Origin of the sequence: Streptomyces sp. NPDC053431 (genome assembly GCF_044544925.1) — a bacterium.
Classification (GTDB): Bacteria; Actinomycetota; Actinomycetes; order Streptomycetales; family Streptomycetaceae; genus Streptomyces.
On sequence record NZ_JBITXX010000002.1, the window covers coordinates 1 to 15969 of the forward strand.

Below are 15969 nucleotides of genomic sequence, written 5' to 3' on the forward strand. Positions count from 1 at the left end.
CAACAGCGGCGCGATCACCGCCCACGCAGCGTCAGAAATCTCCCCATCCCTCACGACCAGACCAACGATCCGATGATCGGAAAGACACCCCCTAGGAGGCCGTCCCGGGGACGGGCTCCTGGCCGGTGCCCCGGCAGTCCGGGCAGTCCATGCCCAGGCCGCACTCGGGGCACCGCCGGCCGTCGACGAAGCCGAGACCCTCACAGGTGCGGCACGAACCCCAGCCCTCGCACATGACGCACAGGCGGTGGCCGGGCCTCAGGGTCTCCGCCGTCGCCGCGCGCGGCGGGCGGATCCAGCGGGCGTGGATCCACACGACGGGCGTCGTGCCCGAGATCCGCAGCGCGCTGCCCGCAGCCCCGACGCTCGCCTCGAACGGCCCGCGCTCGCCGGCACGGCGCGTCGCCCTGACGAACGGACGCCCGCCGAAGTCCTCGCCGGGCTCGGTGTGCCAGCCCGCCGCGCGGAACGCTTCGGCGGCGACCGGTGCCGCGGTCTCGTACGGGACCCGGGGCAGGAGCAGCGAGAGCGGGAAGCGCTTTCCCGTCATCGGACGCACGGTGGTGCGGTCGTCGGTCCGCTCCTCCGCCCGAGGCGCCACGCCGGGGGCGACGGCGGCCGCGACCGCCCGCAGCTCCTCCCGCAACCACGTGACCGCGCGCGCGAACTCCTCGGCGGCGCCCTCGATCTCCAGGCTCATGGCCGGCCTCCCCTCCCCGCCCTCACTGTACGGACGTGACACTCCCTCAGCCGGTGCGCCCTCGGCGCAGGGAGATGTGGGGCTCGAACGCGTCCAGGAGCAGCTCGCGCATCCGGGGCGCCGACATCTCCGCCGTCCCCGCCAGCACCTGGATCGCCAGGCCGTCCACCAAGCCGGTGAACCTGCTGGTCAGAGCCTCGGGGTCGGCGTCCGCGCCCATGCCCTCGGCCTGGCAGGCGCGGACCAGGTCGAGGACCGTCCGCCGCCAGCGGGCGTAGACGGCGCGCTGCCCCTCCCGCAGCGCCGGGTCGAGGATCGCCTCGGTCCAGGACTGCACCCACACCGACCACTCCTCACGGTCCTCCTCATGGGAGATCAGCTGGACGTCGATCAGCCGGCGCAGCTTCTCGACCGCGCCGTCCGCGTCCCTGAACTCGGCGTCGAGGCGCCGGTGGAGCCGGTCCGCGCAGTGGAGCAGGGCCGCGCGCAGGGCGTCGCCCTTGGCCGGGAAGTGGTAGTGGACGGTCCCGGTGCTCGTCCCGCACGCGCCCGCGATGTCGGCGACGCGCACCTGGTGGAAACCCCGGCGGGCGATCAGTCCGGCCGTCACCCGCAGGATCTGCTCCTTGCGCGCCTCCGGGTCCACGGCGTCCGCCCGACGACGCGCCCCCGCCCCAGCCGAGGGCAAGGGGGCGGCGGGCGGGCGCCCCCGACCGGTCCGCAGATACCGCACGGAGACCCCGCCCTCCCGTGCGAGGGCGGCGAGTTCCGGATCCGTGAGCCGGCGGCTGCCGCGCAGCGCCTTGGACAGCGCGGTGGGGCCCATGCCGATCCGCCCCGCGAACTCCCGCTGGCTCACCCCCGCCGCGCGCACCACCAGCCGCGCCCGCTCGGCCACGTTCCCCGGCTCGGCCACGTTCCCCGGCTCGTCCACCGGCCGCCCGTTCTCCGCCGGCGCGTTCACCTGTCGGCTCGCAGGGCCGCCAGGACCTCGTCGGCGGCCCGGTATCCGGAGGAGAGGGCGCCGTCGATGTAGCCGTTCCACTCGGACGCCGTCTCGGTGCCGGCCCAGTGCACGGGCCCCGTCGGCTCGCGCCAGCCGTGCGCGCCGGCGGCGCTCCACCCGCCGGGCGTCAGATAGGCCTCGTACCCGCCCCTGGCGAAGGGGTCGCGGGTCCAGATCTTCTCCGTGTAGTCGCGCGGTCGCCCGGCCCGGGGCCCGACCACGGACGCGAAGCAGGCCAGCGCCGCCGCCCGGCGGGCGGCGGCGTCCAGGGCCTCGAAGCGGTCCAGGCGGTCGCCGTACACGAAGCCCACGAGAATGCCGGGGGAGCCGTCGGAGGAGTGCTCGGCGGAGGAGTGTTCGACGGAGAAGCGCGCGGTGGAGAAGCGCTCGGCGGAGAAGTGCTCGGGCGAGTCGTCCGGTGAGTTGTCGAACACGACGCCGACCGGTCCCTCGTCGTACAGCGTGGCCACCCCGGAGAGCCCCTCCTCGCGCCAGAAAGGAGTGTCGTACACCGCGTGCACCTTGGCGACGCGTCCCATGGGGCGTGCGCGAGCCAGGCCTCCCGGGCGGCCGGGAGCGGCGGCGTGAACTCCAGGGCGCGGACGGCGTGTGGGGGCAGCGCCACGATCGCCCGCCGGGCGCGGATCTCCGACGTGTCGGTGCGGACGCGGACGCCCTCCGGGCCGTGGGCGAGGGACCGTGCCCGCTCGCCGAGCCGGAGCCCCTTCCCGTCCCGCTCCCGCTCCGGCGCGCGGAGGAGGGCGGCGACGGCGTGGGCCGGGCCCGCCGCGCCCGTGGTGAAGCGCCGGTCCTGCGCGCAGCCGCGGGTCTCCATCAGCTGCTCGTAGCCGCCCGCGGCCGCGAGGTAGAAGAGCACGTGGAAGAGGGAGATCTCGTCGGGCTCCGCGCACCACAGGCCCTGGACGGCGAGGGCGAGCCGGCGCAGGGCGTCGGGATCGTGCGTCTCGGAGCGGAAGAAGTCCCCGGCCGTGCGGGCGTCCCACTCCGCGAAGCGCGGGGTGCGCCACGGCCGGACGGTGTCCACGGTGCCGGCGAGGGCGTCCAGGAGCCCGGTGACCCGGGCGTACTCGGCGGTGCCCGGCCCGTCCTCGGGCGCCGCGCCGCGATAGGGGACCCGCGCACCGTCGTGCCAGATCTCGATGTGACTGCCCTCCTCCCAGGTGGGGAAGGTGGGGCAGCCGAAGCGTGCGGCGAGGGCGACGAGCCGGGTCTGGGTGGGGCCGACCCACTGCCCTCCGTGGTCGATGGTCGTGCCGTCCGGCCGGGTCTCGGTGAGCACCCGGCCGCCGACCCGGTCGGCGGCCTCGATCAGGGTGAGGTCCACGGCGTGGTCGTGGAGCCGGAGTGCCGAGGCCAGTCCGGCATATCCGCCGCCCACGACGACGACCTCGGATTCGATCAGACGCGTGCTGCTCCGAATCTCCATGGCCCGAGAGGATGCGGCAACACTGACGGACGCGTCAACGGTTGCGGCAACGCGGACCGTGCAGTGAGCCCGGGATCAGCGCGCGGACTTCAACGCCTCGTGGTCGATGCCCAGTTCGCGCACGAGCGCGTCGTCGACCCAGGCCAGCATCGTCGTGCGGCTGAGCGGTCCCTGGTACGAGGTGGTCTGCACGGCCAGTCCGTCGAGCAGGGCGGTGAGCCGCCAGGCCGCGTCGGCGGGGTGCTCGCACCCGAACTCGCCGGCGGCGACGCCCTCCGCCACGACCTCGGCGATCGCGGCCTTCCACTGCTGGTCGAGGTCGTGGGTGACCTTGCGCAGGGCGGGCTCGCGCAGCGCGGCCGCCCAGCCCTCGATCCACAGGCGCCAGCCCTTGGCCTGTCCGGTCGGGGCGTACCAGCGCACCGCCGAGCGCAGCCGCCGGGTCGCGCTGGTGCGGGGCTTGTTCAGGATCTCGCGCAGCTGGGCGAGATCACCCTCGGCGGCGTGCGCGAAGGCCTCGGCGACGAGCAGTTCCTTGGTGGAGAAGTGGTAGAGCACCAGCGAGCTGCTGACCCCGAGCACCGAGGCGACGTCCGCGATGCGCACGTTGCTCACGCCCCGGGCCTCGATCTGCTCGACCGCGACGCGCAGGATCTCCGCGCGCCGCTCCTCCACGCTCAACCGGACTCTGGCCACACCCGCACCCTACACAGCCCTTGACAGTGCCGTGTGGCCGGGCTCACAGTGCAGGCTACTGACTGGCTGTTCAGTCAGCAGGCGTGTCACCCATGCCGCTCCCGTACGAGATCCCCCCGTGTCGCCGTAGGAGCCAGCCCCGTGACCCACGTACCCGTCACCCCCAGCAGAACGCCTGAACCGTCCCCCGCAGAGCCGTCCCCCGCGATCCCCGACCTCTCCTCCGGCTGGAGCGCGCAGCGCGGCCGGCTGCGCAAGGAACTGCGCCGCTTCGACGTCCTGCTGTTCCTCGTCTGCACCCTCGTCGGACTCGACACCATCGGCTCGGTCGCGGCCCAGGGCCCGCAGGGACTGACCTGGATGGCCGTCCTCGCGCTGCTCTTCTTCCTCCCCTACGGACTCCTCGTCGCCGAACTCGGCTCCGCCTTCCCCGTCCAGGGCGGCCCCTACGTGTGGACCCGGCTCGCCTTCGGCCGGCTCACCGCGGGCCTCAACCAGATCCTCTACTGGATCTCCAACCCGGTGTGGGTCGGCGGCAGCCTCTGCATCATCGCCCTCACCACCTGGGAGGAGTTCTTCACCCCGCTGCCCGGTCCGTGGAAGTACGTCGCCGGGCTCGTCTTCATCTGGGGTGGCGCGCTCGCCGTCGTGCGGTCCGTCCGGGTCGGCAAGTGGGTGCCCATCGCCGGGGCCGTCGCGCGCGTCGTGCTGCTCGGCTTCTTCCTCGTCTCGGTCGTCGTCTACGCCGTGAAGAACGGCCTGCATCCCCTGCCCGCCCACGAGTTCACCCCGACGTACGCCGGATTCGTGGCCCTCGTCCCCGTCCTCATCTTCAACTACGTCGGCTTCGAACTCCCCAGCTCCGCCGCCGAGGAGATGCGCAACCCGCGCCGTGACATCCCGCTCGCCATCCTCCGCTCCGGGTTCGCCTCGCTGCTGCTCTACGGCGGCCCGATCCTCGGCATCCTCTTCGTGCTGCCCGGCGACCGGATCGGCAGTCTCGGCGGCTTCATCGACGCGTGCAAGGCCGTGTTCACCGTGTACGGGGGCTCCGTCGCCGCCGACGGCACCGTCACGCTCACCGGGGCCGGCGCCGTCCTCGGCGGTGTCGCCGCCGCCGGCCTCATCGTCGGCCTGCTCACCTCCGGCGTCACCTGGGCCATGGGCGCCCACCGGGCCCAGGCCGTGGCCTGCGCCGACGGCGCGGGACCGGCCTGGCTCGGCACGATCTCCGAGAAGCACGGCACCCCGGTCCGGGTGAACCTGCTGTCCGCGGTCCTCGCCTCCGTCCTGCTCGTCGTGGCGCTCAACCTCACCGAGGGCGACGGCGAGAAGTACTTCGCGGCGGGCCTCGGCCTGACGATCTGCACCACCTTCATCTCGTACGTCGTCACCTTCCCGAGCCTGGTGGTGCTGCGTCGCCGCTACCCCGACACGCCCCGCCCGTACCGCGTGCCCGGCGGACGCGTCGGCGCCTGGACGGTCACCGTGCTCGCGACCGGCCTCGTCGCCTTCACGGTCGTGGTGCTGATCTGGCCGGGCTTCGGCGTGGGCTGGTTCGGTACGGACGGCTCACCGGCCGACTCGCTCCCGGCGGCGTTCGCGGGCCGACGCGCGGAGTACACCCTCAGCCAGGTCGTGCCGCTGCTGGTCATCGCGGTCATCGGCCTCGTCTTCTACGCCCTGGGCGCGAAGACACGGCGTACGACCGAGGAGTGACGAGGAGGCACGGGTGAGGGAAGGGGGCGGCCGTGGTGGGCCGCCCCCGACGGCGCGTGGGTCGGCGGGAGACCGGGAGCGCGCCGGCCGCCCCGAGGGGCGGGCGCCAGGCCGCGCCGCCCCGTCGGGACCCGTCAGGCCGGCACTCCGTGGGCGTCGAGGGCGACCGCGCCGCCCGGGTGGACGAGCAGCGGATTGACCTCGACTTCGGCGAGCTCGGGATGCGCGACCGCGGCCCGCGAAAGGGCGCACAGGGCGTCGGCGGCGGCGTCGAGGTCGACCGGGGGAGCTCCCCGCCAGCCCGTGAGCAGGGGAGCGTGGCGGAGGGAGAGGAGCAGGGCGCGGGCGCGGGACGGAGTGAGCGGGGCGAGGGCGAGCGCCGTGTCGGCGAGGAGTTCGGCCGTGACTCCGCCGAGGCCGACCATGGCGACCGGTCCGAACGCCGGGTCGTACCGTACCCCCGCGATGAGTTCGACGGCGTGCGGGTGCGCGGCCATCGCCTCCACCACGAAGCGGCCGGCCCCGGTCGCCGTCCTCATCCTGGCGAACGCCGCGCGCAGCCCGGCCTCGTCCGCGACGCCCAGGGCCACGCCGCCCGCCTCCGTCTTGTGCGCCAGGCCCATCGCCTTGAGCGCCAGGGGATACCCGACGCGCAGGAGGGCGGCCTCGGCCGCCTCGTCGGCGGTGGTGACGAACGCGGCGGCGGGGAAGTCGAGTCCGTGGCCGGCCAGGAGGGCGCGGACGGTCTCGTAGCCGCCGTCCGCGGCGAGCGGTGCGCCGCGCCCGGACGGGCGGGACGGGAGGGCCGGCGGCGGCTGCGGCACCGTCCGGTCCAGCCGGGCCGTGTGCGCCAGCGCCGTCGCTGCCTGCTCGATCCGCTCGTAGACGGGCACGCCGCACCCGCGCAGCACCGTCAGGGCCGGCGTGTCGCGCGCCATGGTGTGCACGACGAGGGTCCGCCCCGACTCCCGCGCGGCGGCGCCCAACGCGCGTGCGACCTCGCACTCCTGGTCGGCCTGCTCGGGGTTCGCGGTGGCGTAGTCGCCGAAGTAGCCGGTGAGCACCGTGGCGTCGGTGTCGCCGCCGTCGAGCAACGCGCGCGTGACGTGCGCGTAGTTGCGCAGGTCCGCCTCGCCCGCTCCCGCCAGGTCGACCGGGTTGCCACTGCCGGCCCGGCTCGGCAGGTGCGCGCTGACGGCGGCCCTGGTGGCCTCCGTGAGCAGCGGCACGTCGAGGCCGCGGGCCACGAACGCGTCGGCCGCCAGCGCACCCTGGCCGCCGCTGTCGCCGACGACGGCCACGCGCAGCGGGGGCGTCGGGGCGTGGCCGTGGTCTTCGGGGCGCGGCCCCGGGTGCGTACGGTCGCGTCTGTGCCGCGCCGCCAACAGCACGGCCGTGTCGACGAGTTCACCGGCGGACTCCACCAGCGCCGCGCCCGTGTCGCGGCAGACGGCCGCCACGACCGAACGGGCGCTCACGAGGGCGCCCGTGTGGGAGGCCGCCGCTCGGCCCGAGGCTTCGCTGCGGCCGAGGGTGAGGAGGAGGACCGGCTTGCCGGCCGCGTGGGCGGCGGCCAGGGTGCGGGCCAGGCGCCGGCCGTCGCGGAAGTCCTCCACGTAGGCGGCGACGACCCGGGTCGCCTCGTGGGCGATCAGTGCGTCGAGCGCGTCGGCCGCGTCGATGTCGCGCTGGTTGCCGAGCGACACGAAGCGGGAGAAGCCCTGCCCGGCCCGCGCGAGCAGTCGGCCGATCTCCAGGGCCAGGTTGCCGCTCTGCGAGACGAGGCCGACCGAGCCCGCCGGGAAGTCGCCCCAGCTGAGCCGGAGTTCGGTCGTGGTGTCGACCACGCCCATGCAGTTCGGGCCGAGCAGCCGCCCGCCGTGCGCGGTGACGAGGGCGGCGAGCTCCCGCTCCTCCGCCGGGTCGGCCCCGCCGGAGGTGATCACGGTGAAGCAGCGGGCGCCCGCGGCGAGCCCCTCGACGACCACCGGCCGGACCTGCCGGGGCGGGACGGCGACCACGACGTGCTCCGGGGCCGTCGGCAGCGCCCCGATGCCTGGCAGGAACGGCACGCCGTCGAGGCCGCCGCCCCGCCGGTTGACCAGGTGGACGGTGCGCCGGGCACGCCCGGCGAGGGCTCCGGAGGCCAGCCAGTAGCCCCACTTGGCCGGATCGGCGGAGGCGCCGACGACGGCGACGGACCGCGGGTCGAAGAGCGCGTCGAGGCTCATGCGTACCAGCCGAAGCGCTCGGCGATCACCGGCAGCCGGTCGGCGACGACCGCGTGCGCGGCGACGCGCGGGGTGGTCGCGTCCCGCTCCGCCCGGTCCAGGACCTGTTCGACCAGGCTGCGCATCGAGCGCCGGATGTGGGCGAAGGCCTCGTCCGCGTCGGCGCCGATGTCGCCGAACAGGGTCCACCACCACCAGGCGTTCGTCGCGGAGTTGACGACCACGTCCGGCAGGACCGTGATGCCGCGGGCGGTGAGCAGCTCCTCCGCGTCGGGCAGCACCGGCATGTTGGCCGCCTCGACGATCCACCGGGCCGTGACCGCTGCCTGGTTGACGGCGTCGATCGTGTACGAGACGGCCGCCGGGACCAGCACGTCCGCCGGTACGGACAGCCAGGCGTCACCCGGCAGTTCGCTCGCGCCCGCCCGCAGCGCGGACCGGTCCACGGTGCCGTACGTGTCGCGGGCGGCGAGCAGCGCCTCGACGTCCAGGCCGTCCGGATCGGCGATCGTCCCCTTCACGTCGGCGACCGCGACGATCCTGAGCCCGGCCCGGGCGAGGAAGCGGGCGGTCGCCCCGCCCATCGTGCCGAAGCCCTGCACCGCCACCCGGGTGCCGGCGTGCGGGACGCCGGCCCGGTCGAGGGCGGTCAGGACGGACTCGGCGACCCCGCAGCCGCCCGCCAGCTCGTCGAGCCCGATGCCGTCGACCTCCACGGCGAACGCGTCCGCCAGCCGGCGGCGGGCGGTGTCCTCGTCGTCGAGCAGCGGATAGACGGCCTGGATCGAGGAGACGAGACCGGCCTCCGCGGCCGCCCGGTCGACGAGGTCCTGGGTGAGCCCGAGGTCCTCCCCGGTGGTCCAGAAGCGCTCGACGTACGGGCGCATCGCGCGCAGATAGCGCACGAGCACCCCGTACGCCTCCGGGTCGCGCGGGTCGCAGTCGATGCCGCCCTTGGCACCGCCGAGCGGCACGTACCGGGCCCGGGGGTCGTAGTGCAGGGCCTCCTTCATGGTCATCCCGCGGGCCAGTCCGGCGACCTCGTCGAGCGTGCAGCCCGCCCGCATCCGCAGCCCGCCGCTGGACACGCCGCGCACGAGCCGGTCGATCACCAGATGGCCCTGGCGGCCGGTGACGTGGTCGGTCCAGGTGAGGGAGACGAGCGGAGGGGTGGAGGCGGGGGTGGTCTCTGGGGGCGTCATCTCGGGGACTCCTCGGGGACGGTGACGACGGTGGGTCCTGGGGTGACCAGTGCTTCGGCCAGGGCGGCGGCGAGTTCCGCGGGCGTACGGACCGCCGTGCCGTGCCCGCCGTAGGCGCGGGCGAGCCCGGGCAGGTCCACCGCCGGCAGGTCGACGGCGGTCGGGGCGTCCCCGCGCGCGGCCATCTCCTCGCGGATCTCGCCGTACCCGCCGTTGTCGAAGACCACGACGGGCAGCGGCAGGCCGGCCTGGGCGGCGGTGGCCAGCTCCTGCACGGAGAACTGCAGCCCGCCGTCACCGCTCAGGGCGACGACCTGCCGCTCGGGGCACGCGGTCTTCGCGCCGATCGCGGCGGGCAGGGCGTAGCCGAGGGTGCCGAAGCCGGTCGGATGCAGATAGCGGCCCTCGGGGCCGACCGGCAGGTGCGGCAGCGCCCCGTAGTAGCAGCACTGGGCACTGTCGGAGGTGACGACGGCGTCCTCGGCGAGCACCCGGCGCATCGCCCGCAGATGCGGCACCCAGCGCGCGTCCCGCGCCCGGGTCTCGTCGTCGCGGGTGGTGCGCAAATCCGTGACGAGAGCGCCGAGATCGGGCTCGTCGTCGGCCCCGGCGCCGGCGCGGGCCCGCCCCCGGCACGCGGTGAGCAGCGCGCCGAGGGTGGCGCGGGCGTCGCCGACCAGCGGAAAATCCGCCGGCCGGCCCGTGTACATCTGGGCCGGGTCGACGTCCACACGGATCAGCATGCCCGTCAGGACCGGCAGCGGGCCCCACACGTCGGACTCGGCCAGCTCCGTGCCGACGGCGAGCACGACGTCACGGTCGGCCAGCCACTTCTGCACGGCCGGACTGTGCAGCGACACGCCGAGCGAGAGCGGGTGGCGCTCGTCGACGATCCCCTTGCCGTTGGCGGTGGTGACCACCGGCGCGCCCAGCGCGCCGGCCAGCGCCCGGCACTGCGCGGCCGCCGCCCGCGCACCCCCGCCGAGGACGAGCGCGGGACGCCGGGCGCCGAGCAGCGCGTCGGCCGCCGCCCGTACGCCCGCGGGATCCGGCTCGGACGGCGCGGCCGGCGGGGCGAGCCGCTCGGGCCCGGCCGGCTCCACGGCCTCCAGGAGGTCGAGCGGCACCTCGATGTGCACCGGCCGTGGCCGGCCCGTACGGAAGAGGGTGAAGGCCCGGGCCACCGCCGCGCCGATCTCGTCGACGGACGACACCCGATGGCTGAACGCGGCGACGCCCCGCAGGGCCTCCGTCTGGCTGTGCGCCTCGTGCAGCAGGCCGGTGGACTGCCGGGGGTGCCGCAGCGGCATTCCGGGCGAGACGACGAGCATCGGCACGCTGTCGGAGTACGCCTGGCCGACCGCCGCCGCGATGTTCAGCAGCGCGGGCCCCGTGGTGGTGATCGCGACGCCCGGCCGCCCGGACACCCGCGCGTAGGCGTCGGCCGCGTACCCCGCGCCCTGTTCGTGCCGGGGCGTCACATGCCGGATGCCATAGGGCTGGAGATGGCGGTAGATCTCCAGGTTGTGCGTCCCCGGGATGCCGAACGCGTCGGTGACGCCGTGCGCGGCGAGCGCGCGGACGACGGCCTCGCCGCCGGTGCGGCTGCCGGCGGAGTGCGGCGGGCCCGCGGGGGCGGCGGTCGCCGGCGGACGGGCGGGCGGACGCGGGCCGGCCGCCGCGGCCGCCGGGCGGTCGGCCGGAGGGTGTCCCGTCATCACAGCCCCCGCGCGATGACGAGCCGCATGATGTCCGAGGTGCCCTCCTCGATCTCCTCCAGCTTGGCGTCCCGCATCCACTGCTCGACCGGGTACTCGCGCGAGTAGCCCCAGCCGCCCAGGGTCTGCACCGCCGCCCAGGTGCAGTACGCGGCCGTCTCCGACGCCGTCAGCTTGGCCATGGCGGCCTCGGTCGTCGCCGGCAGACCCGCGTCGAGGCGCTTGGCGGCGCGCCAGGTCATCAGCCGGGCCTGCTCGACGCGGGTGCGCATGTCGGCGAGCCGGAAGGCGACGGCCTGGTGCTCGATGATCGGCTTCCCGAACTGCTCCCGGGTGCGCGCGTAGTCGCGGGCGTACTCGTACGCGGCCCGCGCCACCCCCGTCGCCGCCGCGCCGAGCACGGTGCGCGAGACGTCGAAGGTCCGCATGAGCCCGTGGAAGCCCCGGCCCTCGGCGCCGAGCCGGTGCTCGTCGGGGACGAAGGCGCCGGCGAAGAAGATCTCGCGGCAGACGATCGCGCGCTGGCCCATCTTCCGCATCGGCTCCCCGAAGGTGACGCCCGGCGTGTCCTTGCGCAGCAGGAACGCCGTCACGCCGCGGGAGCGCAGGCCGGGATCGGTCTTGGCGAAGACGACGTACTGCTCGGCCTCGCCCGCGTTGGAGATCCACGCCTTCTGCCCGTCGAGCAGGTAGCCGCCTTCGGTGCGGGTGGCCGTCGTCACGATGGACGCGGCGTCCGAACCGGCGCCCGGCTCGGTGGTGGCGAGCGCGGTCATCGGGGTGTCGGCGCCGGTCAGCGGGGTGAGCCAGGTCCGCTTCTGCTCCTCGGTGCCGAGGGCGAGCAGCGGGTCGGCGAAGAAGCCGTTGGAGCAGAGCAGATTGCCGATGCCGAGGTCGCCGACGCACAGCTCCTCCTGCACCAGGCACTGCGTGAAGACGTCGGTGAAGCCGCCGCCCCCGTACTCCTCGGGAAGCATGAAGCCGGTGATGCCGACCTTGGCGGCCTTCTGCCACAGGTCCCACGGCGTCTCGACGTCGGCCTCGTCCACGGCCCGGGCGCGAGGGCGGATCTCGTCGCGGGCGAAGCTCCGGCTCAGCTCGACGATGCCCCGCTGCTCGGCGGTGAACGGGATCAGCTCGGTGGGGAGGTCGGACATGGTGCCTCCTGGTGCGACAACGGGCTACTGACTGAACCGTCAGTCAGTATCGAGGGCGGCGGGCGGCGCTGTCAACGGACCGGGACCAGGCCGTCCGGCGGCGCCGCGGCCGCGGCGCCCCACGGGCCGCGCGGTTCCCGTAGGGTCGGAAAATGGCCAAGTACTTCGACGTCCACCCGCAGTCGCCGCAGCCGCGCACCATCGGCACCGTGGTCGACAGCCTCCGGGCCGACGCCCTCATCGCGTACCCCACCGACTCCTGCTTCGCGCTGGGCTGCCGGATCGGCAACCACGAGGGGCTCGAGCGGATCCGGTCCATCCGGCGCCTCGACGACCGGCACCACTTCACGCTGATCTGCGAGAACTTCGCACAGCTGGGCCAGTTCGTCCACGTCGACAACGACGTCTTCCGCGCCGTCAAGGCGGCGACCCCGGGCAGCTACACCTTCATCCTCCCCGCCACCAAGGAGGTGCCGCGCCGCCTCATGCACCCCAAGAAGAAGACGGTCGGGGTGCGGATCCCGGACCACGCCGTGACCCGGGCCCTCCTCGCCGCGCTGGGCGAGCCCCTCGTGTCGAGCACCCTGCTGCTGCCCGACGAGGAGGAGCCGCTGACCCAGGGCTGGGAGATCAAGGAGCGGCTCGACCACGTGCTCGACGCCGTCGTCGACTCCGGCGACTGCGGCACGGAACCGACCACCGTCGTCGACTTCTCCAGCGGTGAGGCGGAGATCGTACGGCGGGGGGCCGGCGACCCGTCGCGCTTCGAGTGACCCGGAGACCCGCCCGCTGATCCGACGACCCGCCCGCGCCGGGGAGCCGCCGGCGCCGATGCCCGGGGACACCGACCCGACCTGCTGCGATGTCAGTGGGCCGGGTTAGTGTGCCCTGCAAGGCGCACTGGGCGAACGAAGACGAACGAACCGTACGAAGCGGAAGAAACGGAGGCCGACCATGAGCAGGAACCGTGCCGGCCGCCCGCCGGGCACCCGGACGAACGACGACGGGCTGACCGAGCGGCAGCAGCAGATCCTCGACATCATCCGGTCTCACACGCGTCGGCACGGGTTCCCGCCCTCGATGCGCGAGATCGCCGCCGCGGCCGGTCTCCTCAGCACCTCCAGCGTCTCGCACCAGATCCGGGCCCTGGAGAAGAAGGGGGTCCTCCGGCAGGACCCCCAGCGTCCGCGCGCCTACGTCCTCGCCGACGGCCTCTCCGAGGGCCCGGGCATCGGCGGCCCCGAGGGCCGGGCCAGGAGCCAGGCCGAGCTCCTCGGCGAGCGGCAGGCCGTCGTGGTGCCCCTCGTCGGCCGGATCGCGGCCGGTGTGCCCATCACCGCCGAGGAGCTGGTCGAGGACAATCTCGTCCTGCCCGCCCAGGTCGTCGGAGCGGGCCGGCTGTTCGCCGTGACCGTCGTCGGCGACTCGATGCGGGACGCCCACATCGAGGACGGTGACCTAGTCGTCGTACGGGCCCAGGACACCGCGGACGACGGTGACATCGTCGCCGCCATGCTGGACGGCGAGGCCACCGTCAAGCGTCTCGCCCACGACGGCCCGCACGTGTGGCTGAATCCGGCCAACCCCGCGTACGAGCCGATCCCCGGCGACGAGGCCGTGATCCTCGGCAAGGTCGTGTCCGTGCTGCGCCGGCTCTGACCGGCGCGGGCCGGCCGGGGGCCCGCGCGCGGGCGGGGAACCGGACCGGCCCGGCGCAGGTCCGGCTCCGGTCGGCCGGGACCGGGGCTCAGGGCCTTCCCGGACCGGCCCGGATCGGCTCGACCCAGCCCGGCCCCGGATCGGCTCGCCCCAGCCCGGCCCCGGTCGGCTCAGCCCAGCCCGGCCCCGGTCGGCTCAGCCCAGCGCGGCGGCGTTCGGCACGACGACGCCGTACAGGTCGCCGATGGTCGCGAGCGCGCCCCGGTGGAGCTGCTCGGCGGAGACCTCGCCGCGCACGGTGCCCAGCGGGCGGGTGGCGCAGGCGTCCGCGACGACCGTGGGGCGGTTGCCGCGGAGGAAGGCGCCGGCCGTCGTGAACGCCACGCACATGTGGGTCATGAACCCGGCGACGACGACGTCCTTGTGTCCGGCGGCGTCGAGGTGCTCGCCGAGGTCGGTCCCGACGAAGCCGTCGGGCGCGGTCTTGACGACGACGGGCTCGCCCTCGGCCGGCGCCACCCGGGGGTGGATCTGCCCGATCTCGGCACGGATGTCGTACGGCGTGCCCTCGCCGCCGTCGTTGACGACGTGGACGACCTTGGCGCCGGCGGCCCGGGCCCGGGCGAGCAGTTCGGCGGCCGCGTCCAGGGCGGCCTCCCAGCCGGTCAGCTCCATCACGCCCCGGGTGTAGGTGTTCTGGTAGTCGATCAGGACCAGCGTGGAGCCGGCGAGCGAGGCCGGGGTCTGATCGAAGCCGCTGAGCTCGCGCAGCGTGGCCGAAGGCGTGGTGGCAGGCATGAGTGTCCCTTCCAGGGGGATTCGGGTGCGGATCGGTGCGGTCGGAGTCCCTGCGCGGACCCGGTCCGCGCGGCTCCTCGACCGTGCCTCCACGCTACGAACCACTCCCGGATGGCGGCAATGTCATGTGAGCCGCAGATCCGGACATCGCTCCTCCCCGGGCTGGGCCTCCGCGGCTGCGGTCGGGTGCCTCCCGAAGATCTTGCGCCCTGGTCACCGTCGTGGTCGGATGTGCTGTCCTTTCCAAGATCACGACATGGGGGGTAAGTGATGACCGGACACATGGACCGCCGTTCCGTCATACGCGGCGTGGCCACGGCCGGAGCCGGCGTCGCCGCGGGCGCGCTGGTGAGCGGCGGAAGCCCGGCGTACGCGGCGGGGGCCGGCGGCGACCCGTACGTGGTCAACGTCATGAGCCACAACGCCGACCCGACCGGCGCCACGCCGAGCGACGCGGCCTTCCGGGCCGCCGCGGCCGAACTGCTCTCGGCCGCCAACTGGCAGAAGAACCCGATCTCGGGCACGATCCTGAAGAAGGTCCTGTTGATCCCGCCGGGCAACTACCTTCTGACGGAGCCCGATTCGCTGCTGCCGAACGTCGACGGCCGCGGGGGCGGCGGGGTCGTCGACGGCATCTCGATCAGCGGTTACGGCAAGCGGACCTCGCGGATCGTGTACGCGCCCACGGCCAACGACACCACGCTGTGGACCAACTACCGCCGCTACAAGAACATCCGGATCTCCGGCCTCACCTTCACCAGCACCAACCCCACCTCCAGCTTCTGCTACTCCTACTCGGAGGACGGCGGCTACGGGGCGCAGGACACCTGGTACACCGACGTGGAGTGGCGCGGCGACTGGAAGCGCGGCATCGGTCTGGACGGCCCCGCCGACGCCCCTTCCGGGCAGCAGGTGCCGCAGTCCGACCTCAACAGCGAGATGGGCTGGGACCACTGCCAGATCGGCGGCACCTACTCCGAGGCGTTCCTCGTCATGGGGATGAACACCGGCGCCACGCAGCAGGACCAGTTCCTCAACTACTGGTTCCGCGACTGCAAGGTGGAGTTCAAGTCCGGCGTGTTCGTGAAGAACATCCGGGGCGGCTCGATGAACTTCATCGGCGGCTCCTACATCCTCACCGACGCGGCCAAGCCCGGCACCTTCTTCCAGCTGACGTCCGACGCCGCCACCCGCTTCGACTCCGTGCTGCGTCTGTACGTCCAGGGCATCCGCTTCGAGGTGCAGAGCAAGAACCACAAGGTGATCGACTCGCGCTGGACCCGGGGCAACATCACCTTCGTGTCCTGTGACGACACCGCCCAGCACTTCCGGGACTGGGCGCCGGACGCCGTGCCCCACACCTACGCCTTCGACGTCGACGGCAACAGCGGCCCGATGGTCCGCTACGTCGACTGCGCGCTGATGGGCTCGCACAAGGTGGTGACGGGGACCGCGCCGACCACCTCGGGCAAGGTGCTCTACGACGGCTGTCGCTTCATCGACATGAACAAGCCGACGGGCGCCGACGGCTTCCTGCGCTGGACGGGCGTCGCACCGCGGCACGAGATGCGCGACTGCCTCGCGGGACCGACCTACACGGCGGACGTGAAGTACCCGGCCTGACGGTCGCCCCGCG

At 74.2% G+C, this 15969-nt stretch carries 13 protein-coding genes and 1 pseudogene; 4 read left to right on the forward strand and 10 right to left on the reverse strand.

Translation table 11 applies throughout. The features are described from left to right. Window positions 1–91: 91 nt before the first annotated feature. The 5 genes and pseudogenes from ACIGXE_RS05970 to ACIGXE_RS05990 all read right to left on the reverse strand — a co-directional run bounded on the left by ACIGXE_RS05970 (window position 92) and on the right by ACIGXE_RS05990 (window position 3849). Complete coding sequence (locus ACIGXE_RS05970; RefSeq protein WP_399743837.1) at window positions 92–700, reverse strand: hypothetical protein; 609 nt, start codon at window positions 698–700, stop codon at window positions 92–94. Window positions 701–746: 46 nt separating this feature from the next. After that, window positions 747–1664: a TetR family transcriptional regulator C-terminal domain-containing protein gene (locus ACIGXE_RS05975; RefSeq protein ID WP_399743840.1), complete on the reverse strand. Its 918-nt coding sequence runs from the start codon at window positions 1662–1664 to the stop codon at window positions 747–749. Next, window positions 1661–2218, reverse strand: a complete 558-nt coding sequence (locus tag ACIGXE_RS05980) for a flavin monoamine oxidase family protein (RefSeq protein ID WP_399743842.1) — start codon at window positions 2216–2218, stop codon at window positions 1661–1663. The genes ACIGXE_RS05975 and ACIGXE_RS05980 overlap by 4 nt, the downstream gene beginning before the upstream one ends. A 104-nt stretch (window positions 2219–2322) precedes the next feature. After that, window positions 2323–3153: pseudogene (locus ACIGXE_RS05985) on the reverse strand (flavin monoamine oxidase family protein); the annotation flags it as partial. 75 nt (window positions 3154–3228) lie between these two features. Continuing rightward, a complete protein-coding gene (locus ACIGXE_RS05990; RefSeq protein WP_399743845.1) occupies window positions 3229–3849 on the reverse strand; it encodes a TetR/AcrR family transcriptional regulator in 621 nt (206 codons plus the stop codon). A 141-nt stretch (window positions 3850–3990) separates the two neighbouring features. Between ACIGXE_RS05990 and ACIGXE_RS05995 the strand changes: the two genes are divergently transcribed. Then, window positions 3991–5568 carry an APC family permease gene (locus ACIGXE_RS05995; RefSeq protein WP_399743848.1) on the forward strand — a complete coding sequence of 526 codons (1578 nt, stop codon included), beginning with the start codon at window positions 3991–3993 and terminating at the stop codon, window positions 5566–5568. 134 nt (window positions 5569–5702) lie between these two features. Here the strand turns inward: ACIGXE_RS05995 and ACIGXE_RS06000 are convergent, their stop codons facing one another. The 4 genes from ACIGXE_RS06000 to ACIGXE_RS06015 are packed head-to-tail and all read right to left on the reverse strand — an operon-like array spanning window position 5703 to window position 11876. Next, on the reverse strand, window positions 5703–7799 hold the full coding sequence (locus ACIGXE_RS06000; protein WP_399743851.1) for an acetate--CoA ligase family protein: 2097 nt from the start codon (window positions 7797–7799) through the stop codon (window positions 5703–5705). Further along, window positions 7796–9001, reverse strand: a complete 1206-nt coding sequence (locus ACIGXE_RS06005) for a Glu/Leu/Phe/Val dehydrogenase dimerization domain-containing protein (RefSeq protein WP_399743854.1) — start codon at window positions 8999–9001, stop codon at window positions 7796–7798. Before ACIGXE_RS06005 ends, ACIGXE_RS06000 begins: the two co-directional genes overlap by 4 nt. After that, window positions 8998–10719 (reverse strand): 5-guanidino-2-oxopentanoate decarboxylase, encoded by a 1722-nt coding sequence (locus tag ACIGXE_RS06010; protein ID WP_399743857.1) that lies wholly within the window; start codon window positions 10717–10719, stop codon window positions 8998–9000. The genes ACIGXE_RS06005 and ACIGXE_RS06010 overlap by 4 nt, the downstream gene beginning before the upstream one ends. Next, window positions 10719–11876, reverse strand: a complete 1158-nt coding sequence (locus tag ACIGXE_RS06015) for an acyl-CoA dehydrogenase family protein (RefSeq protein ID WP_399743860.1) — start codon at window positions 11874–11876, stop codon at window positions 10719–10721. The genes ACIGXE_RS06010 and ACIGXE_RS06015 overlap by 1 nt, the downstream gene beginning before the upstream one ends. 152 nt (window positions 11877–12028) lie before the next feature. Between ACIGXE_RS06015 and ACIGXE_RS06020 the strand changes: the two genes are divergently transcribed. Then, window positions 12029–12649, forward strand: a complete 621-nt coding sequence (locus tag ACIGXE_RS06020) for an L-threonylcarbamoyladenylate synthase (RefSeq protein ID WP_399743863.1) — start codon at window positions 12029–12031, stop codon at window positions 12647–12649. A 181-nt stretch (window positions 12650–12830) separates the two neighbouring features. Beyond that, on the forward strand, window positions 12831–13535 hold the full coding sequence (gene lexA / locus ACIGXE_RS06025) for a transcriptional repressor LexA (RefSeq protein ID WP_399743866.1): 705 nt from the start codon (window positions 12831–12833) through the stop codon (window positions 13533–13535). A gap of 195 nt (window positions 13536–13730) precedes the next feature. On the opposite strand, the gene ACIGXE_RS06030 is transcribed toward lexA, so the two are convergent. Next, entirely contained in the window at window positions 13731–14333 is a 603-nt protein-coding gene (locus ACIGXE_RS06030) for an isochorismatase family protein (protein WP_399743870.1), read from the reverse strand. 282 nt (window positions 14334–14615) lie between these two features. Here ACIGXE_RS06030 and ACIGXE_RS06035 point away from each other — a divergent pair, with 282 nt between their 5' ends. Then, on the forward strand, window positions 14616–15956 hold the full coding sequence (locus ACIGXE_RS06035; RefSeq protein ID WP_399743873.1) for a hypothetical protein: 1341 nt from the start codon (window positions 14616–14618) through the stop codon (window positions 15954–15956). Window positions 15957–15969: the final 13 nt, after the last annotated feature.

Bases quoted from the DNA above. Each gene is read 5' to 3' on its own strand.
- ACIGXE_RS05970 (WP_399743837.1), bottom strand. From the start codon at position 700: ATGAGCCTGGAGATCGAGGGCGCCGCCGAGGAGTTCGCGCGCGCGGTC.
- ACIGXE_RS06000 (WP_399743851.1), bottom strand. From the start codon at position 7,799: ATGAGCCTCGACGCGCTCTTCGACCCGCGGTCCGTCGCCGTCGTCGGC.
- ACIGXE_RS06005 (WP_399743854.1), bottom strand. From the start codon at position 9,001: ATGACGCCCCCAGAGACCACCCCCGCCTCCACCCCTCCGCTCGTCTCC.
- ACIGXE_RS06010 (WP_399743857.1), bottom strand. From the start codon at position 10,719: ATGACGGGACACCCTCCGGCCGACCGCCCGGCGGCCGCGGCGGCCGGC.
- ACIGXE_RS06015 (WP_399743860.1), bottom strand. From the start codon at position 11,876: ATGTCCGACCTCCCCACCGAGCTGATCCCGTTCACCGCCGAGCAGCGG.
- ACIGXE_RS06020 (WP_399743863.1), top strand. From the start codon at position 12,029: ATGGCCAAGTACTTCGACGTCCACCCGCAGTCGCCGCAGCCGCGCACC.
- lexA (WP_399743866.1), top strand. From the start codon at position 12,831: ATGAGCAGGAACCGTGCCGGCCGCCCGCCGGGCACCCGGACGAACGAC.
- ACIGXE_RS06030 (WP_399743870.1), bottom strand. From the start codon at position 14,333: ATGCCTGCCACCACGCCTTCGGCCACGCTGCGCGAGCTCAGCGGCTTC.
- ACIGXE_RS06035 (WP_399743873.1), top strand. From the start codon at position 14,616: ATGGACCGCCGTTCCGTCATACGCGGCGTGGCCACGGCCGGAGCCGGC.